Raw genomic sequence first — 20,867 nt, forward strand, 5'->3', positions numbered from 1 at the left:
GGCGGGGTGGGCCGGGCGCGCCGTTCGGTGTCCCGGATCGGGAACGCGCGAGCGGAAGGGTGCATGTGGGCGGTGCCGCGTGAACGCGTGTGCAGCCGCCATGGTTGCGAGGAAGGCGAGGCCGAAGTGGGTCGCCGAGGTTTCAAGGACACGGGGGGCGGTGCGTCATCGGCAACGCACCGCCCGGCTGCGAGGCGCCATCATGTACGCCCCGCGATGACGTCGCGTCAGTTCGAGCTCGGCTCTAACGTCGAACCGCGGATCACCAGGCTGGTGGGAATGATGCGCGAGGGGGCGGCCTCGGGCGATCTGCGCACGTGGTCGAGCAGCAGACGCGCCGCTGCCTCACCCATCTCCCGCATCGGCTGGCGGATGGTGGTCAAGGCCGGATAGGTGTACGACGCCACCTCGACGTCGTCGAACCCCACCACGGCGACATCCCGCGGAATCTTGAGGCCGGCCTCGTGCAAGGCCGCGAGCACGCCGGCCGCCGAGGGGTCGTTGTGCCCGAAGACCGCGTCGAACTCCACGCCGTCCGCGAGAGCCCCCGCGACCGCGCTCCGGGCTGTGCCGAACAGGAAGTCACCGCCGATGATGCTGCGTGGGTCGAGCTCGATCCCGGCCTGCGCATAGACGTCGACGAAGCCGCCCAGCCGTTCCTGGGTGCAGCCGTACTCATCAGGACCGGTCACCACCAGAGGGCGACGGCGGCCGAGGTCCAGCAGGTGACGCGCCGCCTGCTCACCGCCCTCCCGGTTGGTGGTGGCCACGTAGGGGAATCCCGGCCGCTGGAAGCGGTCGTCTATCAGCACCACCGGCAGTCCGGCCTCGTGCAGTTCCGTGATGGCCGCCAGGGCCCCCTCGGGCTCTATCACCAGCAGGCCGTCGAACGACTTGGCGGCGACCTGCAGGCCCAGCCTGCGCAGTGACTCCTCACCGCCGTTCACGGTCAGCATGCGCAGTCCGAAGCCCTCGGTCTCCAGGGTCTCGACGACCGCCTGCACTATGCCGGCCCAGACCCAGGCCAGGTCAGGGACCAGCATGCCGATCATCTGTGTTGTGCCGCGTGCGAGTCCCACGGCCCCGGCGCTCGGCACATAGCCGAGCTCCGAGATCGCCTTGCGGACCTTCGAGACGGTGTCCTCGCTGATCTCGCCCTTGGCGTTCAGCACCCGCGAGACCGTCGTCTTGCTGACGCCGGCCAGCGTGGCCACGTCGGCGATAGTGACTCCCATGTCACCTCCCCTCCCTTCCTGCAGAGGCGGAAGACTTCCCTCCCGCACCGAAGGGACGATCGTACAGAGACCCGTGTAACCGGTACCGGAAGCAGTCCCGGAACCGGTTTCGGTACCGGTTCCGGAAGTGAAGCACCGAGAGGCCCCACCGGTCAACACCCCGGAAACAACTCATTAACGCAGCCGATCTCGGTCTCGCACGCTGCCGCGGAAGCCTGCCGGTTTCCACCCAGGCAACCGCTCTGACCTGCGCGGTTGCCGATTCCAACCCGCCATGGCCGAACTCATTGGCGCGGCTGACGGCCGCCGACGACGCCCGACGGACCGTAGACCGTGCCGGAGCAATCGCGCCCGCACCGTTGACGCGCTGGCCGGATTGCCCTTCATAATCGGGCACTCGCTGTCATCGATGACATTCGTCGTCGCTGACACCCCAGTCGGCTGCGTGGACGTCGACGCCGCTGGGATGTCACTTTTCGGTCCGTCCGCGCCGGGGCCGCAGTCAGTGCTGCGCCGACGAGCCGCGGGACTAGGAGACACCATGAGCTCTGCACGCGTATCCCGGCATGCCCGCATACGGATGATGGCGGCGGTGGCGACCGTCTGCGCCCTGTCCGCAGCGCCGCTGGCTCCTTCAGCCGTCGCTGCCGACACCCCGCCGTACACCGAGACCTACAGACCCCAGTTCCACTTCACTCCGGAGAAGAACTGGATGAACGACCCCAACGGGCTCGTGTACTACAAGGGCGAGTACCACCTCTTCTACCAGTACAACCCCAACGGCAACACCTGGGGCGACATGTCCTGGGGGCACGCGGTCAGCACGGACCTCGTGCACTGGAAGGAACTGCCGCTCGCCCTGTCGCACGACGACCAGGAGATGGTGTTCTCCGGCAGCGCGGTCGTCGACTGGAACAACACCACCGGGTTCGGTACGAAGAAGAACCCGCCCATGGTGGCGATCTACACCAGCGCCTACAAGAACGGCGGCAAGCAGGCCCAGTCGCTCGCCTACAGCACCGACCGCGGCCGAACCTGGACCAAGTACCAGGGCAACCCCGTCATCGACATCGGCTCCAACAACTTCCGCGATCCCAAGGTCCAGTGGTACGCGCCGACCAAAAGCTGGCTGATGACGGTGTCGCTGTCCGCCGAGCACAAGGTGCGGTTCTACTCATCCAAGAACCTCAAGGACTGGAAGCTGCAGAGCGAGTTCGGGCCGGCCGGGGCGACGGGCGGCGTGTGGGAGTGCCCCGACCTGTTCCCCCTCGCGGTCGACGGAGACAAGAACAACATCAAGTGGGTCCTGGTCGTCAACATCAATCCCGGTGGTATCGCGGGCGGTTCGGGCTCGCAGTACTTCATCGGTGACTTCGACGGCAAGAAGTTCACCGCCGATGACAAGGGCACCTACACCCCGCCCACCGGCACGGTGGTGCAGGACTTCGAGGGCACCAACTTCGGTTCCTGGACGACCACCGGCACCGCGTTCGGTCAGGGACCGGCAACCGGTGCGGTGGACTGGCAGGGGGCGGTCACCGGCTTCGACGGCAAGGGCCTCGCCAACAGCTTCCACGGCGGTGACGGCGCCACCGGCACGCTCACCTCACCCGAATTCACCGTGGACAGCCCCTACCTGAACTTCAAGGTCGGTGGCGGGCGGCATCCGCACGAGGCCGGAACCGTCATGGACAGGACTCCGCCCGCGGGCACGGTCCTCGCCGACTTCGAAGGCGGCACCTACGGCGACTGGACGGCGACCGGGGACGCCTTCGGCACAGCACCGGCCAACGGCACCCTCCCCGACCAGGGGCAAGTCTCCGGCTTCCTGGGAGACGGGCTGGCCAACACCTTTTTGAACGGCGACTCCACCACCGGCACCCTTACCTCACCCGAGTTCACCATCGACAGGAAGTACATCAACTTCCTCATCGGCGGCGGCAACCACCCGGCCGACTCCGACAACCCCACCGCCGTCGAGCTCCTCGTGGACGGCCAGGTCGTCCGCAGCTCCACCGGAAAGGACGGCGAGGCACTCAACTGGGCCTCGTGGGACGTCGGCGAACTCGCCGGCAAGAAGGCGCAGATCAAGATCGTCGACAACAACAGCGGCGGCTGGGGCCACCTCAACGTCGACCACATCGTCCTGTCCGACACCAAGGCCCAGCCTGTCTCCCAGGAGACGTCCGTCAACCTGCTCGTCGACGGCGAGGTCGTCCGCAGCGCCACCGGCGCCGACAGCGAGAGCCTGGACTGGGCGTCCTTCGACCTGCGCCCCTACGTCGGCAAGAAGGCGAAGATCCAGATCCTCGACATGAACACCGCCGGCTGGGGCCACGTCATGGCCGACCGGTTCACCGCCGCTGACAAGCCCGCCGAGTCCGTCGTACAGCGCGCCGACTGGACCGACTACGGCAAGGACTACTACGCGGCCGTGTCCTGGGAGAACGCCCCGGGCGGCAAACGCTACATGATCGGCTGGATGAACAACTGGGACTACGGCCAATCCATCCCCACCTCCCCCTGGCGCAGCGCGCAGAGCATTCCCCGGGAAATGGCCCTGCGCACGATCAACGGCCAGACCCGGCTGACCAGCAAGCCGGTGGGCAGCCTGGAGTCCCTCCGGCAGCAGCACCCGGCGACGGTGTCAGGCGTCACCGTCAAGAGCACCTCCAAGCCGCTGATCAGCCGCGCGGCCAAGGGCAAGGCACTCGACATCGAGGCGACCTTCTCCCTCAAAGACGCTGAACGCTTCGGCCTCAAGGTCCGCACCGGCGCAGGCGGCGAGGAGACCGTCATCGGCTACGACACCACGACACAGGAGCTGTACGTCGACCGCACCCACTCCGGCACCGGGGACTTCAACAGCACCTTCCCCGGCGTCCAGACCGCACCCCTGAAGCCCAAGAACGGCAAGGTCAAGCTGCGCATCCTCGTCGACTGGTCCTCCGTCGAGGTCTTCGGCGGCAACGGCGAAGCGGTGATCACCGACCAGATCTTCCCCGACCCCTCCAGCACCGGCGTCGAGGTCTTCGCCGAAGGCGGCACCGCCACGCTCAACCACATGCAGGCGTGGCATCTGAAGTCCATCTGGCGGTGACGAACCGCGGGTCCGTGCGTCGGTCGGCCAGTAGCGGCTTCCGGCGCACGGCATTCGGCGGAGCAGGCGCCAAGAAGACGGCGTGGAAGCATTCCCCGCGGGTCGGTGCCCCTGCTGTGGTCGGGTAGCCGGAGTCCATTGCTGGACCCCGGCTACCCGACCACACCTGCCCGCCCCACCAGACTCGGCTCGCACCGGTACTACCGACCGGTGTGTCTTCCTCCCTTCGCAGGACGGCCGAGGGGGAACCAGGCGCCGATGCGCATTGCCGTGCGGTGCACAGTTCAGGAAGTGAGGGTGGTGATCGGCAATGACTGCTGGGCATCACAAACGCCCGGCTCAGCGTCCAACTACCGTGGCTCCGCATGCCCCATACCGAGATCGACATCCCCGCAGATCTGGTCCGGGATCTGCTGCTCGACCAGCACCCCGACCTGGCCGGGCGTCCCCTGAAGCTCGGCGCGCGTGGCTGGGACAACCAGCTGTGGCGGCTCGGCGACGACCTCGCCGGCCGGTTGCCCTGGGCGACGCAGTCCGCGGACGCCCTGCTGCGCAAGGAGCACGCCTGGCTACCCGCTCTCGCCCCGCGCCTTCCCCTGCCCGTTCCCGTCCCGCAGCGCCTCGGCGAGCCCTCCGAGCGGTTTCCGCGACCCTGGATCGTGACCACCTGGGTGCCCGGCTCGCCTGCCGACCGCGCTCCCGCCACACGCGCCGCGGTGGCGGCCGGCACCTTGGCCGCCTTCCTGACGGCCCTTCACCGACCTGCCCCCGAAAAGGCGCCCGTCGGCCGTGGCCGCGGGGGGCCACTGGCCGACCGTGCCGAGCAGTTCGCCTCGGCCATCGAGCTGGGGCTGCTCCCCGAACCGGATGCCGTCCGCGCGGTCTGGGAGGACGCCGTTGCCGCGCCTGAGTGGACGGGCCCGGCACTGTGGATTCACGGCGATCTGCATCCGGCCAACGTCCTCACCGCAGACGGCACCTTCTGCGGCGTGATCGACTTCGGCGACCTCTGCGCGGGCGATCCGGCCTGCAATCTCGCCGCCTGCTGGATACTGCTGCCGGACAGGGCCGCCGACCGCTTCCATGACGCCTACCAGCCGGTGGTAGACGCCGCGCCCCTGCGCCGCGCCCGCGGCTGGGCGGTGCTGACAGCCCTCAGCGGCATCCTCATCGGAGAGGCCGGCCTTCATGGCCGCCCCGGCGGCAAGTCCACCTGGCCCCCCGCCCACGCCGCGCTGCGACGCCTCATCGCAACGATCCGCCGATGAACGCGGCCTCGGAGTCGCGAATAAGGCGCAGGGAGGTCGTTCGCCCATACAGTTCCCGCCACCGCCACGCCCTGGACAGTGCACACCCCAGCACCGGCACTCTCATCCTTCCCAGCACAGATCCAGCACGGTAGGGATGAGGAGGGGTGATAGCAGGTGACGAGAGGTCAGAAAATCCAGCACCTATCCAGCACGGTAAAAATCAAGGGGCCTGACCCCGAAGAGCCAGACCCCATTTGACCTGCATGTTTGCCAGATCAGTGAAGTGGTGCTAAGTCACCGTCTAGACGTTGAACCGGAACTCCACCACGTCCCCGTCCCGCATCACATAGTCCTTGCCCTCCATCCGGGCCTTGCCCGCCGAGCGGGCCTCGGCGACCGAGCCCGTGGCGACCAGGTCCTCGAAGGAGATCACCTCGGCCTTGATGAAGCCCTTCTGGAAGTCGGTGTGGATCACACCGGCCGCCTCCGGGGCGGTCGCGCCCTTCTTGATGGTCCAGGCGCGGGACTCCTTGGGGCCGGCCGTGAGGTAGGTCTGCAGGCCGAGGGTGGCGAAGCCGACGTGGGCGAGGGTGGCGAGGCCGGGTTCGTCCTGGCCTACGGACTGGAGGAGCTCGAGGGCTTCCTCGTCGTCGAGCTCGGCGAGGTCGGCTTCCAGCTTGGCGTTGAGGAAGATCGCCTCGGCGGGGGCGACGAGGGCGCGCTGCTCGTCCTTGAAGGCGTCGTCGGTGAGCTCGTCCTCGTCGACGTTGAAGACGTAGAGGAAGGGCTTGGTGGTGAGCAGGTGCAGGTCGTGGAGGACGGCGGCGCGCTCGGTGCCCTGGACGATGCCGGCGGAGAAGAGGGTGCGGCCCTCGTCGAGGATGGCCTTGGCCTCCTCGACGGCCTTGACCTGGGCCTGCTTGTCCTTCTGGATCCGCGACTCCTTGACCAGACGCGGCAGCACCTTCTCGATGGTCTGCAGGTCGGCGAGGATCAGCTCGGTGTTGATCGTCTCGATGTCGTCCTTGGGCGAGACCTTGCCGTCGACGTGGACGACGTTCTCGTCCTTGAAGGCGCGGATGACCTGGCAGATCGCGTCGGACTCGCGGATGTTCGCCAGGAACTTGTTGCCCAGGCCCTCGCCCTCGGAGGCGCCCTTGACGATGCCCGCGATGTCGACGAAGTCGACCGTGGCGGGGAGCTTGCGGGCCGAGCCGAAGATCTCGGAGAGGGTGTCGAGGCGAGGGTCGGGGACGCCGACCACGCCGACGTTGGGCTCGATGGTGGCGAACGGGTAGTTGGCCGCCAGGACGTCGTTCTTGGTCAAGGCGTTGAACAGGGTCGACTTGCCGACATTCGGCAGACCGACGATTCCGATCGTGAGCGACACGTTGGCGACTTCCCGTAACTTCCCGTAGCGAGAATGTGATGACAGGGGCGAGGCCCGCGGCTGGGCCGGTGCACCAGTCTACGGGGCCGCTCCGCGTCACCCGGCCGGACCGACAATCGGTCGAACACACTGCCAAGGTCCTGCGAAGGGCGTGTCCAACGCCGGATTCCCACCACCCCTCGACCTACGTTGGTCGGGTGGAGCACTACAGCACCCGTACCCCGCGCCGCTCGTACGCCCCGCCGCCCCGCCCGGCGGCGGACGACAGAGACATGAGCCGGAACAGCCGGGACAGCCGGGACACCCGGGAGAGCCGGGAGAGCCGGGAGAGCCGGGACAGGCACAGAGGCGGGACGGGCGGGGCGGCGCGCGGGCCGGTGGCGGCGCGGCGGCCCGCGCCCGGCCCCGCGGCGGTGGGCGCCGTGGGGCCGGCCGTGCGGCGCGCGGTGAGCGGGCTGCGCTATCCCGCCCCGCGCCTCACCGGCTTCGGCGCGGGGCTGCTGGCCACCGTCGCCATGCTGGCCTTCGGGTGCCTGGACGCGCTGCTGTTCTCCGCCTCCACCGTCTCGTACGGCGTGGTCTTCCTGCTGGTGTGCGCGGCCTGCGGGCTGTGGGTACGCCCCGTGGACCTGGCCGCGGCGCCGGTCGGGGTGCCGATCGCGTTCGCGGCCGGGCTGCTGCCGATCAACGAAGGGACGGCGGGCCTGGCCGGGCAGGCGATGGGCGTGTTCACCTCACTGTCGCTGACCGCGGGCTGGCTCTACGCCGGGACGCTGCTGACCTCCCTGATCGTCCTGGCGCGCAAGGGCATCCTGGTCAGTCGGCGAAACCAGCGACAGCAGTGGGAGCAGCAGCAGAGTCGCGGATCGCGGACCGATCTGCCGTCGCGGGCCGGGCAGCCATCGCGGACCGGGCAGCCATCGCGGCCCCCACGATCCCCGCGTTGTTCAACAGCTGCGCAGGCACGATCTCGGCCTTGAGCCCCTCGATCAGCGGCAGGAACTTCGACGCCTTACGGCTCACCCCGCCGCCGATCACGAACAGCTCGGGCGAGAACAGCATCTCCAGGTGCGCGAGGTACTTCTGCACCCGGTGCGCCCAGCTGTGCCAGCTCAGGTCGTGGTCGTCCTTGGCCTTGGTCGAGGCCCGCTTCTCCGCCTCGTGGCCGCCCAGCTCCAGATGGCCCAGCTCGGTGTTGGGCACCAGGCGCCCGCCGATGAAGACCGCGCTGCCGATGCCGGTCCCGAAGGTGAGCAGGATGACCGTGCCCGTACGGCCACGCCCGGCGCCGAAGGTCATCTCCGCGATGCCGGCCGCGTCCGCGTCGTTGACCACCGTGACCGGCGATCCCAGCCGCGCGCCGAGCAGCGCCGCCGTGTCGACGTCGATCCAGCTCTTGTCGACGTTGGCGGCGGTGCGTGTCGTACCGCTCGTCACCACGCCGGGGAAGGTCACCCCGACCGGCCGCCCGCTCCAGCCGAAGGAGTCGACGACCTCCCGGACACTTTCCGCCACCGCGTCAGGCGTGGCCGGGTGCGGAGTGAGGACCTTGAAGCGCTCCTCGGCCAGGTCTCCGCGCGCCAGGTCCACCGGGGCGCCCTTGATGCCCGAGCCGCCGATGTCGACGCCCAGGACATGCACGGCTTCGGCGTCGCCGAGAGGGGCGGCGGGCTCGGGCTGCTGCGGTGCGGTGTGCGTCGGATGCATGATCAGAAGGCTAGAGGTTCTCGGAGGGGGTGGCGTCCGCCGCCTCGGCCCTCAGGTCGCGGCGCAGTTCCTTGGGCAGCGAGAAGGTGAGGCTCTCCTGCATCGGCTGGACGACCTCGACATCCCCGAAGCCGCGCTCCGCCAGCCACTCCAGCACGCCCTCGACCAGCACGTCCGGCACCGAGGCGCCCGAGGTCACGCCGACTGTCGCCACGCCCTCCAGCCAGGCCTCATCGATCTCACTGGCGAAGTCGACCAGATGCCCGGCCTTGGCGCCGGCGCCGAGGGCGACCTCGACCAGCCGCACCGAGTTGGAGGAGTTCTTGGAGCCGACGACGATGACGAGGTCGGCCTCGGCAGCCACCTGCTTGATCGCGGTCTGGCGGTTCTGCGTGGCGTAGCAGATGTCGTCGCTGGGCGGGCTGATCAGCGCCGGGAACCGCTCCTTGAGCGCGTCCACCGTTTCCATCGTCTCGTCGACGGAGAGCGTGGTCTGGGACAGCCAGACGACCTTGGACTCGTCGCGGACCTGAACGTGTCCCACATCCCCCGGGCCGTCGACGAGGGTGATGTGGTCGGGCGCCTCGCCGCTGGTGCCGATGACCTCCTCATGGCCCTCGTGGCCGATCAGGAGGATGTCGTAGTCCTCCTTGGCGAACCGGACGGCTTCCTTGTGGACCTTGGTGACCAGCGGGCAGGTCGCGTCGATGGTGGCGAGCCGGCGCTGCTTGGCCTCCTCGTGGACGACGGGTGCGACGCCGTGGGCCGAGAAGATCACGATGGATCCCTCGGGTACCTCCTCCGTCTCGTCGACGAAGATCGCGCCCTTCTTCTCGAGGGTCTGCACGACGTACTTGTTGTGGACGATCTCCTTGCGCACGTAGATCGGCGCCCCGTACTGCTCGAGGGCCTTCTCGACGGCGATCACGGCACGGTCCACGCCGGCGCAATAGCCACGGGGGGCCGCGAGCAGGACCCGGCGGGCTGTCGTTGCAGTCATGTTCACCATGGTAGGGGGCCATGGACCCGGGTCATTGTCAGTGGCGGCCGATACGCTCGCGCACATGGCTGTCAACACGTCCGCGGAGACGCCGATCCCGGTCGGCGAGGTGTCCCGATTGATCGGGGGGTGGATCGATCGGCTCGGGGCGGTGTGGGTCGAGGGGCAGATCACCCAGCTGTCCCGGCGCCCCGGCGCCGGGGTGGTGTTTCTGACGCTGCGCGACCCCTCGTACGACATCTCGCTCACCGTCACCTGCTTCCGCGCCGTCTTCGACAAGGTCGCGGACACGGTCACCGAGGGCGCGCGGGTGGTGGTGCACGCCAAACCGGAGTGGTACGCGCCGCGCGGCCAGCTGTCCTTGCGGGCCGCCGAGATCCGGCCGGTCGGGGTCGGGGAGCTGCTGGCCCGGCTGGAGCTGCTGAAGAAGTCGCTGGCGGCGGAGGGACTGTTCGCGGCCGGCCGGAAGAAGCCGCTGCCGTTCCTGCCGCAGCTGATAGGGCTGGTCTGCGGGCGGGCCTCGGCGGCCGAGCGCGACGTATTGGAGAACGCGCGGCTGCGCTGGCCCGCGGTCCGCTTCGAGGTGCGCAATGTCGCGGTGCAGGGCGTCCATGCCGTGCCGCAGGTGATCGAGGCGGTCCAGGAGCTGGACGCGCTGCCGGACGTGGACCTGATCATCGTGGCGCGCGGCGGCGGCAGCGTGGAGGACCTGCTGCCCTTCTCCGACGAGCAGCTGGTACGGGCCGTGGCGGCCTGCGCCACCCCGGTGGTCTCGGCGATCGGCCACGAGCCGGACTCCCCGCTGCTGGACCTGGTCGCCGACCTGCGCGCCTCCACACCCACCGACGCGGCCAAGAAGGTCGTGCCGGACGTGGGCGAGGAGCTGGTCCGGATCCAGCAGCTGCGCGAGCGCGCGCTGCGCAGCGCGCGCGGCCTGATCGACCGGGAGGAGCGGGGGCTCGCGGCGGCGCTGGCCCGGCCGTGCATGCGGCAGCCGCGCCGCATGGTGGACGAGCGGGCGGAGCAGGTCTCGGGGCTGCTCGACCGCGGCCGCCGCTGCCTTGGGCATCTGCTGGACCGGGCGGACTCGGAACTGACGCACACCCACGCCCGGGTGGTGGCCCTGTCCCCCGCCGCGACGCTGCGGCGCGGCTATGCGGTGCTGCAGCACGCGGACGGGTCGGTGGTGCGGGCAGCGGCCGAGGTGAGCGCGGACGAGGAACTCAGGGCGCGGGTCGCCGAGGGCGACTTCACGGTCCGCGCCGTTGTCAGCCCCTCTGAATAGGCTGTGCGTCATGGCGAGGACCCAAGAGAAGGACGAGAAGGCAGAGCAGGCGAAGGCGGCCGGGAGCCCGGCCGAGGCGTCCACGCTCGGCTATGAGCAGGCGCGCGACGAGCTGGTCGAGGTCGTGCGCCGCCTGGAGGCGGGCGGGACGACCCTGGAGGAGTCGCTGGCCCTCTGGGAGCGCGGCGAGGAGCTGGCGAAGGTCTGCCGCCGTTGGCTGGAGGGCGCCCGGGCGCGGCTGGACGCGGCTCTGGCCGAGACGGCGGAGGGGGACGAAGGCAAGGGGGACGGGGGCGAGGGGGACAGCGGGAGCTGACAAGCGGCGTTCGGCATGGCGCTGTGATTCGGAGCACCCCGTCCGCGACTTAGTTGAACATTAACCTAAGTCGCGTATGGTGGGGCTTCGTCAGCAACACCCCCACAGCAACACAGCACACAGAAGGTTGTTCACGCCCATGTCTCTCGCCCTCGACCCCGCTGCCCAGGACCTCCTCTTCCGCGAGGCCCACACCGCCAACACCTTCACCGACGAGCCGGTGACCGACGAGCAGGTCCAGGCGATCTACGACCTGGTCAAGTACGCCCCCACCGCCTTCAACCAGTCACCCCTGCGCGTCGTGCTGGTCCGCTCCGCCGAGGCCCGCGAGCGCCTGGCTCCGCACATGGCCGAGGGCAACCAGGCCAAGACCGCCACCGCCCCGCTGGTCGCGATCCTCGCCGCGGACAACGAGTTCCACGAGGAGCTCCCCACCCTCTTCCCGCACTTCCCGCAGGCCAAGGACGTCTTCTTCGCCGAGCGCGCCGCCCGCGAGCAGGCCGCGGGGCTGAACGCCTCGCTCCAGGCCGGCTACTTCATCCTGGGCATCCGCGCCGCCGGTCTCGCCGCCGGCCCGATGACGGGCTTCGACGCGGCCGGTGTGCAGAAGGAGTTCCTGGACGACGACCACACCCCGCTGATGATCATCAACATCGGCAAGCCCGGCGAGAACGCCTCGTTCCCGCGCAGCCCGCGGCTGCCCTACGACCAGGTCGTGACCGCGGTCTGAGGGGCCCCGCCCAAAAGAGGCCCCCGTTCCGCCCCGCTCCCCCGGCGGGGCGGTCGGCCGTCGTGCTCAGCCCTTCTTCGCGCTGAGCGCGGCGGCCATTTCCGTCAGCTGCCCGAACGACGCCGTGCCGGTGACCACCGTGGTCACGCCCGGCTCCGCACTCACCAGCGCGTCGTACTTGTCGCCCTTGTAGCGGACCCACTCCTTGCCGTCGATCCGCTGCGTCTTGTCCGTCTTCTTCGCCCGCTGAGTGACGTCGGCGACGTACGGCCCCGCCTTGGCGTCGCTCTGCTCGACCGCGACGTAGTCCTCCTCCGGGGTGAGGAAGCCGAGGTGCCAGGCCGTGCCCTCCGCCTGCGACGACGGCACGGGCCCGTACGTCACCGAGGTCGCGCGCCAGCCCTTGGGCAGGCTGCCGGGCTCCGGCGCGGCCACCGGGTACGGCGCCGCGCGCCGGGCGGTGATCAGCTCTACCCTGTAGTCGACCGTCTTCAGCGGATTCTTGCTGTCGTCGTGCGGAATGGCGAAGACGTAGATGCCCGCTGCGACGGCGCCTATCGCCGCCAGCGACAGCACCATGTCCCGCACCGTCTCTTTGCCTCGCATACCTGCCACGCCCCCTATCGTCCCTCATGGCAGTCGTGCTCATGCGTGGGGCCCTCTGCTCACATTCGTAATCAGCGGATACTGTGCTTTTCGGGGGGCTGTCCCCAGCTCCCGCACAACGCACAATCACCCTCACATCCGGCCGTCGCCGTACAGAAAGGTGCGATCCGATGACCGAGCATCATCTGCCGTCCCAGCTGGAAGTCAGCCCCGAGGCCCCCGACCGCAACCTGGCACTGGAGCTCGTCCGGGTCACCGAGGCCGGCGCCATGGCCTCCGGTCGCTGGGTGGGACGCGGCGACAAGAACGGCGCCGACGGCGCCGCCGTGAAGGCCATGCGCTCCCTCGTCCACACCGTGTCGATGAACGGCATCGTGGTGATCGGCGAAGGCGAGAAGGACGAAGCGCCCATGCTCTTCAACGGAGAGCGCGTAGGCGACGGGACCGGCCCCGAGTGCGACGTGGCCGTGGACCCGGTGGACGGCACCACACTCACCGCCAAGGGCATGGCGAACGCGGTGTCCGTCCTGGCCGTCGCCGATCGCGGCACCATGTTCGACCCGTCCGCGGTCTTCTATATGAACAAGCTGGCCACCGGCCCCGAGGCGGCCGAGTACGTCGACATCACCGCCCCGCCGGGCGTCAATATCCGCCGGATCGCGAAGGCGAAGAAGTCCAGCCCCGAGGACGTCACGGTGGTCGTACTCGACCGGCCCCGGCACGAGAACATCGTCAAGGAGATCCGGGAGGCGGGCGCCCGGATCAAGTTCATCTCCGACGGCGATGTCGCCGGCGCGATCATGGCCGCGCGCGAGGGCGCCGGCGCGGACCTGCTGCTGGGCATCGGCGGTACGCCGGAGGGCATCATCGCGGCCTGCGCGATCAAGTGTCTGGGCGGCACCATCCAGGCCCAGCTGTGGCCCAAGGACGACGAGGAGCGGCAGCGCGCGATCGACGCGGGCCATGACCTCGACCAGGTGCTGGAGACGGACGACCTGGTCAGCGGCGACAACGTGTTCTTCGTGGCCACCGGCATCACCGACGGCGATCTGCTGCGCGGGGTGCGGTACCGCGCGGAGACCGCGACCACCCAGTCGCTGGTGATGCGCTCCAAGTCGGGGACCATCCGGCAGATCGACTCGGTCCACCGGCTGTCCAAGCTGCGCGCCTACGCCTCGGTCGACTTCGACCGCGCACGCTAGCGAAAAGCGCCTACGGGCGGGCCCCTCCTCCCCGGCGGGGCCCGGCCCCTCTTTTTCCAGGCTCGGTTCTCCCCCAGCTACCGCTGGGAGGTGCCCCCGCCGGGGGCTCGGTCAGCCGGCGGCAGCCACCCGCACGGCGCGCTGCAGCTCCGACTCGCGGCGCCGCCGGCGGGCCAGCACGACGCGGCGCTCGGCCGCGGTCAGCCCGCCCCACACCCCGTACGGCTCCGGCTGCAGCAGGGCGTGCTCGCGGCACTCCACCATGACCGGGCAGCGCGCGCAGACGCGCTTGGCCGCCTCCTCCCGCGACAGCCGCGCAGCCGTGGGCTCCTTCGAGGGAGCGAAGAACAGCCCGGCCTCGTCCCGGCGGCACACCGCCTCCGAGTGCCAGGGCCCTGCCTGATCCCGAGCGGGGATGCGCTGCGGGGGCACGGCGGCGTCCAGCAGGGGCTGATGCGGTTGCAGCACGGTCTACTCCTGACGACGGCTCCGGTGGTCACCCTTGCCCGCCTGGCCCGTACGGCCCGTTAGCACCCCCATCAGCCGTACGGGAGACGATGCACCAAGCCTTACCCGCTGTGCGCGTGCTTATGCACACCGTTGCCCCAGCCGGGAATTCAATATGAACGTAGGTTCTTCAGGCGTTTTCCGCGCTTGCGTTTGACCTCGGCACCGCCGAAGAAAGCGAATCCGCGCACCTCGATGGCCGGGGCTTCCGGGTCCGGCGCCTCGTACGTCTTGATGTCGAATCCGCCGAAAATGCCCGCGCCGTCGCCGCTGACCGTGACGTTCTCGGGGACCTTGATCTCGACTCCGCCGAAGATGGCGCAGACCTTGATGACGATCTCCCGGTGCTCGAACAGCGCCTCGGTCAGGTCGATTTCGACGCCGCCGAACAGCGCGAAGGCATTGGTGGTGCGCCTGACCCGCCAGCGGCCCTTGCGCACCGCGCCGCCGAAGACCGCCGTCAGGTTGTCGGAGGCGGGGAGGGCGCGGGGCCCCTGCCGCCCCAGGCCGCCCGACCCCGGCGCCGGGGCGGCGGCCCGGCCGCCCCTCGCGACCGCGGGCAGATCGCGGACCAGGGGCTCCAGCTCACCCACGGTCTTGGCCCGGTAGACCGCGTCGATCCGCTCCGCGTGCTCCTCGGGATCGAGCCTGCCCTCGGCCAGCGCCTCGCGCAGGATGTCCGCGATCCCGTCGCGGTCCGCGTCCGAGGCACGCAACTCCGCGGCGGACACGGGCACGGGGGCGGTTTTCGTCAGGGGCACCGGCTGCTGCTCAGTCACCCGGCCAGAGTACCCAGTCGCGATACATCGCGACGAGGCTTCGCGGCGACTCGACGGACGGAGTCCGGCGCGGCCGGCCGAAGCCTGGGAGGCCCCCAGGGCCGAGCAGTGCGAGGACAGCCGTCCCAAAACGGGCTACATCGCGACGAGGCTTCGCGGCGACTCGACGGATGGGGACAGGTGAGCCCTACCTCACAGATCCGGCCGTACGGCCCCGTTCTACGCTGGTGTGCGCTGTCGACGATGTCAGCCGTAGCCCCGTCGAGTGAGGAATGGCCGCGATGCCCCCTGTCCCCCCGCCCGCCCAGCCGGCATTCGCCTATTCGGACCTGCTGCCCCTGGGCGAGGACACCACGCCCTACCGCCTGGTGACCTCCGAGGGCGTGAGCACCTTCGAGACCGGCGGGCGCACGTTCCTCAAGGTCGAGCCGGAGGCGCTGCGCAAGCTCGCGGCCGAGGCGATGCATGACATCTCGCACTATCTGCGCCCCGCCCACCTCGCCCAGCTGCGCCGCATCCTGGACGACCCCGAGGCCAGCCCCAACGACCGCTTCGTCGCGCTGGACCTGCTGAAGAACGCCAACATCGCGGCCGCGGGCGTGCTCCCGATGTGCCAGGACACCGGCACCGCCATCGTGATGGGCAAGCGCGGGCAGAACGTGCTGACCGAGGGTGGCGACGAGGAGGCCCTGTCGCGCGGCGTGTACGACGCGTACACCAAGCTCAACCTGCGCTACTCCCAGATGGCCCCGCTGACCATGTGGGAGGAGAAGAACACCGGCTCCAACCTGCCCGCCCAGATCGAGCTGTACGCGACCGACGGCGGCGCGTACAAGTTCCTCTTCATGGCCAAGGGCGGCGGCTCGGCGAACAAGTCCTTCCTCTACCAGGAGACGAAGGCGGTCCTCAACGAGGCCTCGATGATGAAGTTCCTGGAGGAGAAGATCCGCTCGCTGGGTACGGCGGCCTGCCCGCCGTACCACCTGGCGATCGTGGTCGGCGGCACCAGCGCGGAGTACGCGCTCAAGACCGCGAAGTACGCCTCGGCGCACTACCTGGACGAGCTGCCCACCGAAGGCTCCCCCACCGGTCACGGCTTCCGCGACAAGGAGCTGGAGGAGAAGGTCTTCGAGCTGACGCAGCGGATCGGGATCGGCGCGCAGTTCGGCGGCAAGTACTTCTGCCATGACGTACGGGTGGTCCGGCTGCCCCGTCACGGCGCGTCCTGCCCGGTGGCCATCGCGGTCTCCTGCTCCGCCGACCGTCAGGCCCTGGCGAAGATCACGCCCGAGGGCGTCTTCCTGGAGCAGTTGGAGACCGACCCGGCCAGGTACCTGCCGGAGACCACCGACGAGCACCTGTCGGACGACGACGTGGTCCGCATCGACCTCAACCGCCCGATGGACGAGATCCGGGCGGAGCTGACCAAGTACCCGGTCAAGACCCGGCTCTCGCTCACCGGCCCGCTGGTCGTCGCCCGCGACATCGCGCACGCGAAGATCAAGGAGCGGCTGGACGCGGGCGAGGAGATGCCGCAGTACCTGCGCGACCACGCCGTCTACTACGCGGGCCCGGCCAAGACCCCCGAGGGCTACGCCTCCGGGTCCTTCGGGCCGACGACGGCCGGCCGCATGGACGCGTACGTGGAGCAGTTCCAGGCGGCCGGTGGCTCGTACGTCATGCTGGCCAAGGGGAACCGCTCCCGGCAGGTCACCGATGCCTGCCAGACGCACGGCGGCTTCTACCTCGGCTCGATCGGCGGCCCGGCGGCGCGGCTGGCCCAGGACTGCATCAAGAAGGTGGAGGTCCTGGAGTACGCGGAGCTGGGTATGGAGGCGGTCTGGAAGATCGAGGTGGAGGACTTCCCGGCGTTCGTGGTCGTGGACGACAAGGGGAACGACTTCTTCACCGACCCGGGTCCGTCCCAGCCGTTCGTCACCAGCATCCCGGTCCGGCCGGGGGGCTGACCCCCGCCGGGCCGGGTCATCCGGCCAGCACCGACTCGAACGCCCCCGGGCGCTGGGCCACGCCGCTGCAGGCGGGGTCCGGCCCGGGGGCGCCCGCGCGTGCGGGGCAGGGGCGGTCGCGCTCCGCGGACCACATGGACAGCCGGCCGATGCCCTTGGCCGCGGCGAACCGGGCGAGCCCGGCGGCGTCCTCGAGCGTGAAGACCTCTCCGGAGACGTCGTTGACCCCGATCATCGGGGTCACGGTGAGGGTCTTCCAGGCCGCGGCCTCGGAGAGGCCGAGGACGCCGCGAATTCGGCCGTGGGCGTTGATGGCGGCCTGGACGGCGTACCGGCCCATGTCGCCGGTGTGCTCGCCGCCGTAGTTCATGGCCATGATGTTCACGCCCGAGACGTCGACGCCCTGGGCCCGGGCGTTGGCGAGCAGGGCGCTGCTGTCGTCGGTCAGGCCGTAGGGCATGGCGGGCAGGGTGAAGGAGACGTCCAGGCCGGGGCGGGCGCGCTGGAGCAGCGCGATGGCCTGCGCCCGGCGGGTGGCGGAGACGGGGTCGGCGAGGGTGGCGCCCTCGATGTCGAAGTCGGCTTTGGTGAGGCCGTAACGGTCGATCACCGCGGCGTAGGCGGTGGCGAGTTCGGTCACGTCGGCGCAGGCCGTGGCCAGTTCCCGCCCGGCCGCGCCGCCGAAGGAGACCCGCACCTCGGCGCCGGCCCGGCGTACGGCGGCGATCCGGGCGGTCAGGGCCCGGTCGGCCAGCGGGATCCCGCCGTCCCAGACGGGGGCGCAGCCTCCGCCCGCGATGACGAACCCCAGGGTGAACTCCTTGACGCCGCGTGCGGCGGCCGCGGCCATGTCGTACCCGGAGGCCGCCCAGGCGCTGACGTACGGCACCAACGGGACGTCGGCGGGGCCCCGGGCCACCGGGGGCGCGGGCGAGTGTGTGGGCGAGGGTGTGGGCGACTGTCCGGTCGGATGCGCGGTCGGGGACGCGAGCCGTGGGGGCGGCCGCTCGCCGCCGGCCCATACGGCGACGGCGGCGCAGACGGCCGCGGCGAGCATGGTGCAGCCGCCCAGGCGCGGGGTGGAGATGGCCCTCACGCGACGTGCTCTCCTTCCGGTACGGGAAGCCGGGCGCGCCCCTTGGTCGGCGGCGGCGCCTCGGCCGCCATTAAAAACTCCCACACCGAACAAACCATCATGAGTTATGACACACCGCACTGTTTATGTATATGCGGTAAATCCTATTTGCTGCACTAGCCTCTGGCTCATGGACCCTCAGTCAGACGTGGCCGAGCGCACGCCGGCGCGCCTCCTCGCCGCGGACGACGCCACGGCGGGGCCCGTGTTCGTGGACCTCTCCGGGCGCCGTGCCCGCCTGTTGCGGCAAGCTGGCGTCATCGCGGGGGCCGCGGTGCTCGGATACACGGCCCTCCTGGGAGCGGGCTTCTCGGGCGGCACCTCCGTCGCCCCCGACACCCTGGCCCCCGGCCCCGGCGCCGCCACCGACCCGGCCGACCGGCACGCCGACCGCCGGACGGAGGCCGGGGCGCGATGAGCGGCGGCAGGCTGCCGCGCCCGCGCCGCCGCAGGCACCCGGCGGCGCCCCTGCCCCAGCCCCGCCCCTCGCGGGTGCCCCGGCGCACGGTGTCCCGGATGGCCGCCGCCGGGCGGCACGCCGTCCCCCGGCTGCGCATGGTGCTCGGGGTGGCCACCCTGGTCGCGCTGGTCTGCGGGATGCTGCTGGACGGCTATCTGCACGCCGAGGTCGGCAACGACGCCCGGGTGCACCGCGTGTACCACGCCCACGACGTCCCCCACCGGGTCCGCACCGGAGGCCCGGTGCTCACCTTCGACAACCACGGCAGGCCCACCGGCCACCGCATCCCGGCCCGGACCATCGCGCTGACCTTCGATGACGGCCCGGATCCCCACTGGACCCCCAAGATCCTGAAGGTGCTGCGCGAACACGACGTGCCGGGCACCTTCTTCGTGCTCGGCCAGATGGTGGTCCGCAACCCCTCCCTGGTGCGCCGGATCCGGACCGGCGGCCATGAGATCGGCGTGCACACCTTCACCCACGCCGACCTCGCCTACCAGGACCGCGACCGGGTGGACCGCGAGCTGGCGCAGTCCCAGCTGGCGCTGGCCGGCGCGGCCGGGATCAGCAGCTCGCTCTTCCGCGCCCCGTACGCCTCGACGCTCGGCGCGCTCGACGACCGGACCTGGCCGGTCCAGCGGTATCTGGGCGACCGGGGCTACATCAGCGCGTTCATCGACGTCGACAGCCGGGACTGGCAGCGCCCGGCGGTCGAGCGGATCGTCCGCAATGCCACCCCGGAGGCCGGGAAGGGCGCCGCCGTGCTCTTCCACGACGCGGGCGGCGACCGCTCGCGGACCGTCCGGGCGCTGGGGACGTACATCGAGCGGATGAAGGCGAAGGGCTACACCTTCACCACGGTCACCGGGGCGCTCGGCGCCGAGGCCGCCGTCCACCCGGCCGACGGGGCGCGCGTATGGCAGGGCCGGGCCCTGATCTGGGCGGCGGCGCTCACCCAGTTCGCCATGCCGGGGCTGGCCTGGCTGCTGGCCGTGGTGGGTTTCGCGGTGCTCGCCCGGCTGCTGATGATGGTGGTGCTGGCCTGGTGGCACCGGCGCGCCCGCGACCGGCGGCGCTTCACCTGGGGGCGGGCGGTGGTCGAGCCGGTGAGTGTGATCGTGCCCGCGTACAACGAGAAGGAGTGCATCGCCAATACGGTGAAGTCGCTGGCCGCCAGCACCCACCCGATCGAGATCCTGGTCGTGGACGACGGCTCGACCGACGGCACCGCCGAGATCGTCGCGGCCCTGGACCTGCCGAACGTACGGGTGCTGCGGCAGAAGAACGCGGGCAAGGCCGCGGCCCTCAACCACGGCATCGCCGAGGCCCGCTCCGACCTGATCGTGATGATGGACGGCGACACCGTCTTCGAGCCCGGCACCGTACGCGAGCTGGTCCGCCCCTTCGCCGACCCGGGCGTCGGCGCGGTCGCGGGCAACGCCAAGGTCGGCAACCGCTCCGGCCTGATCGGCGCCTGGCAGCACATCGAATATGTGATGGGCTTCAACCTCGACCGGCGGATGTACGACCTGCTGCGCTGCATGCCCACCATCCCCGGCGCGATCGGCGCCTTCCGCCGCCGCGCCCTGCTGGACGTGGGCGGCATGAGCGCCGACACCCTGGCCGAGGACACCGACATCACGATCGCCCTGCACCGGGCCGGCTGGCGCGTCGTCTACCAGGACAGCGCCCGCGCCTGGACCGAGGCGCCCGGCTCGCTGGGCCAGCTGTGGCGGCAGCGCTACCGCTGGAGCTACGGCACCATGCAGGCGCTGTGGAAGCACCGCCGTTCACTGGTCGACCGGGGCCCCTCGGGGCGCTTCGGCCGGGTCGGGATGCCGCTGGTGGTCCTCTTCCAGGTGGTCGCGCCGCTGTGCGCGCCGCTGATCGACCTGTTCACGCTGTACGGGGCGGTCTTCATCGACCCGGTGAAGGCGCTGCTGGCGTGGTCGGCGCTGATGCTGGCGCAGCTGCTCGGCGCGGCGTACGCCTTCCGGCTGGACGGCGAGCGGTACGGTCCGCTGCTGGCGCTGCCGCTGCAGCAGATCGCCTACCGGCAGCTGATGTACCTGGTGCTGCTGCACTCCTGTGTCACCGCCGCGACCGGCGCCCTGCTGCCGTGGCAGAAGCTGCGGCGCACCGGCGAGGTGGACACCCCCCGCACACCGACGTCCAAAGCCGTACGGTGACCCGGCTCA

General features: G+C 70.4%; 17 protein-coding genes and 1 pseudogene. 10 read left to right on the top strand and 8 right to left on the bottom strand.

Annotation, left to right across the window (positions count from 1 at the left end):
- Positions 1-227: 227 nt before the first annotated feature.
- A complete protein-coding gene (locus tag PV419_RS09060) occupies positions 228-1,235 on the bottom strand; it encodes a LacI family DNA-binding transcriptional regulator (RefSeq protein WP_319687301.1) in 1,008 nt (335 codons plus the stop codon).
- A 541-nt stretch (positions 1,236-1,776) separates the two neighbouring features.
- Between PV419_RS09060 and PV419_RS09065 the strand changes: the two genes are divergently transcribed.
- Together PV419_RS09065 and PV419_RS09070 are read left to right on the top strand one after the other, a co-directional pair.
- Positions 1,777-4,335, top strand: a complete 2,559-nt coding sequence (locus tag PV419_RS09065; protein ID WP_319687302.1) for a GH32 C-terminal domain-containing protein — start codon at positions 1,777-1,779, stop codon at positions 4,333-4,335.
- A gap of 365 nt (positions 4,336-4,700) precedes the next feature.
- Positions 4,701-5,603: an aminoglycoside phosphotransferase family protein gene (locus PV419_RS09070; RefSeq protein WP_319687304.1), complete on the top strand. Its 903-nt coding sequence runs from the start codon at positions 4,701-4,703 to the stop codon at positions 5,601-5,603.
- A 283-nt stretch (positions 5,604-5,886) separates the two neighbouring features.
- Here PV419_RS09070 and ychF read toward each other — a convergent pair whose 3' ends face one another.
- Positions 5,887-6,975 carry a redox-regulated ATPase YchF gene (gene ychF / locus PV419_RS09075; protein WP_319687306.1) on the bottom strand — a complete coding sequence of 363 codons (1,089 nt, stop codon included), beginning with the start codon at positions 6,973-6,975 and terminating at the stop codon, positions 5,887-5,889.
- 515 nt (positions 6,976-7,490) lie between these two features.
- On the opposite strand from ychF, the pseudogene PV419_RS09080 reads away from it, so the two are divergent.
- Positions 7,491-7,721 (top strand): annotated as a pseudogene (locus PV419_RS09080) (DUF6542 domain-containing protein); the annotation flags it as partial.
- 70 nt (positions 7,722-7,791) lie between these two features.
- Here PV419_RS09080 and ppgK read toward each other — a convergent pair.
- Both ppgK and PV419_RS09090 read right to left on the bottom strand, forming a co-directional pair.
- A complete protein-coding gene (ppgK, locus tag PV419_RS09085; RefSeq protein WP_319687567.1) occupies positions 7,792-8,616 on the bottom strand; it encodes a polyphosphate--glucose phosphotransferase in 825 nt (274 codons plus the stop codon).
- A 76-nt stretch (positions 8,617-8,692) separates the two neighbouring features.
- Positions 8,693-9,691: a 4-hydroxy-3-methylbut-2-enyl diphosphate reductase gene (locus PV419_RS09090; RefSeq protein WP_319687308.1), complete on the bottom strand. Its 999-nt coding sequence runs from the start codon at positions 9,689-9,691 to the stop codon at positions 8,693-8,695.
- Positions 9,692-9,746: 55 nt separating this feature from the next.
- Here PV419_RS09090 and xseA point away from each other — a divergent pair, with 55 nt between their 5' ends.
- The 3 genes from xseA to PV419_RS09105 all read left to right on the top strand — a co-directional run bounded on the left by xseA (position 9,747) and on the right by PV419_RS09105 (position 12,013).
- Positions 9,747-10,967 (top strand): exodeoxyribonuclease VII large subunit, encoded by a 1,221-nt coding sequence (gene xseA / locus PV419_RS09095; protein WP_319687310.1) that lies wholly within the window; start codon positions 9,747-9,749, stop codon positions 10,965-10,967.
- 10 nt (positions 10,968-10,977) lie between these two features.
- A complete protein-coding gene (locus PV419_RS09100; RefSeq protein ID WP_319687312.1) occupies positions 10,978-11,283 on the top strand; it encodes an exodeoxyribonuclease VII small subunit in 306 nt (101 codons plus the stop codon).
- A 139-nt stretch (positions 11,284-11,422) separates the two neighbouring features.
- Entirely contained in the window at positions 11,423-12,013 is a 591-nt protein-coding gene (locus PV419_RS09105) for a malonic semialdehyde reductase (RefSeq protein ID WP_319687313.1), read from the top strand.
- 66 nt (positions 12,014-12,079) lie between these two features.
- Here the strand turns inward: PV419_RS09105 and PV419_RS09110 are convergent, their stop codons facing one another.
- Positions 12,080-12,619: a DUF4245 domain-containing protein gene (locus tag PV419_RS09110; protein ID WP_319687568.1), complete on the bottom strand. Its 540-nt coding sequence runs from the start codon at positions 12,617-12,619 to the stop codon at positions 12,080-12,082.
- Between the two features lie 170 nt (positions 12,620-12,789).
- Here PV419_RS09110 and glpX point away from each other — a divergent pair, with 170 nt between their 5' ends.
- A complete protein-coding gene (glpX, locus tag PV419_RS09115) occupies positions 12,790-13,821 on the top strand; it encodes a class II fructose-bisphosphatase (protein ID WP_319687315.1) in 1,032 nt (343 codons plus the stop codon).
- A 111-nt stretch (positions 13,822-13,932) separates the two neighbouring features.
- Here the strand turns inward: glpX and PV419_RS09120 are convergent, their stop codons facing one another.
- Together PV419_RS09120 and PV419_RS09125 are read right to left on the bottom strand one after the other, a co-directional pair.
- Complete coding sequence (locus tag PV419_RS09120) at positions 13,933-14,289, bottom strand: WhiB family transcriptional regulator (RefSeq protein ID WP_319687317.1); 357 nt, start codon at positions 14,287-14,289, stop codon at positions 13,933-13,935.
- Between the two features lie 149 nt (positions 14,290-14,438).
- Positions 14,439-15,107: a DUF1707 domain-containing protein gene (locus PV419_RS09125; RefSeq protein WP_319687319.1), complete on the bottom strand. Its 669-nt coding sequence runs from the start codon at positions 15,105-15,107 to the stop codon at positions 14,439-14,441.
- 281 nt (positions 15,108-15,388) lie between these two features.
- Here PV419_RS09125 and PV419_RS09130 point away from each other — a divergent pair, with 281 nt between their 5' ends.
- Entirely contained in the window at positions 15,389-17,074 is a 1,686-nt protein-coding gene (locus PV419_RS09130; RefSeq protein WP_319687321.1) for a fumarate hydratase, read from the top strand.
- A 16-nt stretch (positions 17,075-17,090) separates the two neighbouring features.
- On the opposite strand, the gene PV419_RS09135 is transcribed toward PV419_RS09130, so the two are convergent.
- Positions 17,091-18,170 carry a chitinase gene (locus PV419_RS09135; protein ID WP_319687323.1) on the bottom strand — a complete coding sequence of 360 codons (1,080 nt, stop codon included), beginning with the start codon at positions 18,168-18,170 and terminating at the stop codon, positions 17,091-17,093.
- Between the two features lie 169 nt (positions 18,171-18,339).
- Here PV419_RS09135 and PV419_RS09140 point away from each other — a divergent pair, with 169 nt between their 5' ends.
- Both PV419_RS09140 and PV419_RS09145 read left to right on the top strand, forming a co-directional pair.
- On the top strand, positions 18,340-18,627 hold the full coding sequence (locus tag PV419_RS09140; RefSeq protein WP_319687325.1) for a hypothetical protein: 288 nt from the start codon (positions 18,340-18,342) through the stop codon (positions 18,625-18,627).
- A gap of 98 nt (positions 18,628-18,725) precedes the next feature.
- Positions 18,726-20,858, top strand: coding sequence for a bifunctional polysaccharide deacetylase/glycosyltransferase family 2 protein (locus PV419_RS09145; RefSeq protein WP_319687569.1), 2,133 nt, complete (start codon positions 18,726-18,728; stop codon positions 20,856-20,858).
- The last annotated feature ends 9 nt before the right edge of the window (positions 20,859-20,867 follow it).

This window comes from Streptomyces sp. ME19-01-6 (assembly GCF_033793745.1).
GTDB lineage: Bacteria > Actinomycetota > Actinomycetes > Streptomycetales > Streptomycetaceae > Streptomyces.

Coding starts and splice junctions, on each gene's coding strand:
- PV419_RS09060 (WP_319687301.1), bottom strand. CDS start 1,235: ATGGGAGTCACTATCGCCGACGTGGCCACGCTGGCCGGCGTCAGCAAG.
- PV419_RS09065 (WP_319687302.1), top strand. CDS start 1,777: ATGAGCTCTGCACGCGTATCCCGGCATGCCCGCATACGGATGATGGCG.
- PV419_RS09070 (WP_319687304.1), top strand. CDS start 4,701: ATGCCCCATACCGAGATCGACATCCCCGCAGATCTGGTCCGGGATCTG.
- PV419_RS09090 (WP_319687308.1), bottom strand. CDS start 9,691: ATGGTGAACATGACTGCAACGACAGCCCGCCGGGTCCTGCTCGCGGCC.
- xseA (WP_319687310.1), top strand. CDS start 9,747: ATGGCTGTCAACACGTCCGCGGAGACGCCGATCCCGGTCGGCGAGGTG.
- PV419_RS09100 (WP_319687312.1), top strand. CDS start 10,978: ATGGCGAGGACCCAAGAGAAGGACGAGAAGGCAGAGCAGGCGAAGGCG.
- PV419_RS09105 (WP_319687313.1), top strand. CDS start 11,423: ATGTCTCTCGCCCTCGACCCCGCTGCCCAGGACCTCCTCTTCCGCGAG.
- PV419_RS09110 (WP_319687568.1), bottom strand. CDS start 12,619: ATGCGAGGCAAAGAGACGGTGCGGGACATGGTGCTGTCGCTGGCGGCG.
- glpX (WP_319687315.1), top strand. CDS start 12,790: ATGACCGAGCATCATCTGCCGTCCCAGCTGGAAGTCAGCCCCGAGGCC.
- PV419_RS09130 (WP_319687321.1), top strand. CDS start 15,389: ATGCCCCCTGTCCCCCCGCCCGCCCAGCCGGCATTCGCCTATTCGGAC.
- PV419_RS09140 (WP_319687325.1), top strand. CDS start 18,340: ATGGACCCTCAGTCAGACGTGGCCGAGCGCACGCCGGCGCGCCTCCTC.
- PV419_RS09145 (WP_319687569.1), top strand. CDS start 18,726: ATGGCCGCCGCCGGGCGGCACGCCGTCCCCCGGCTGCGCATGGTGCTC.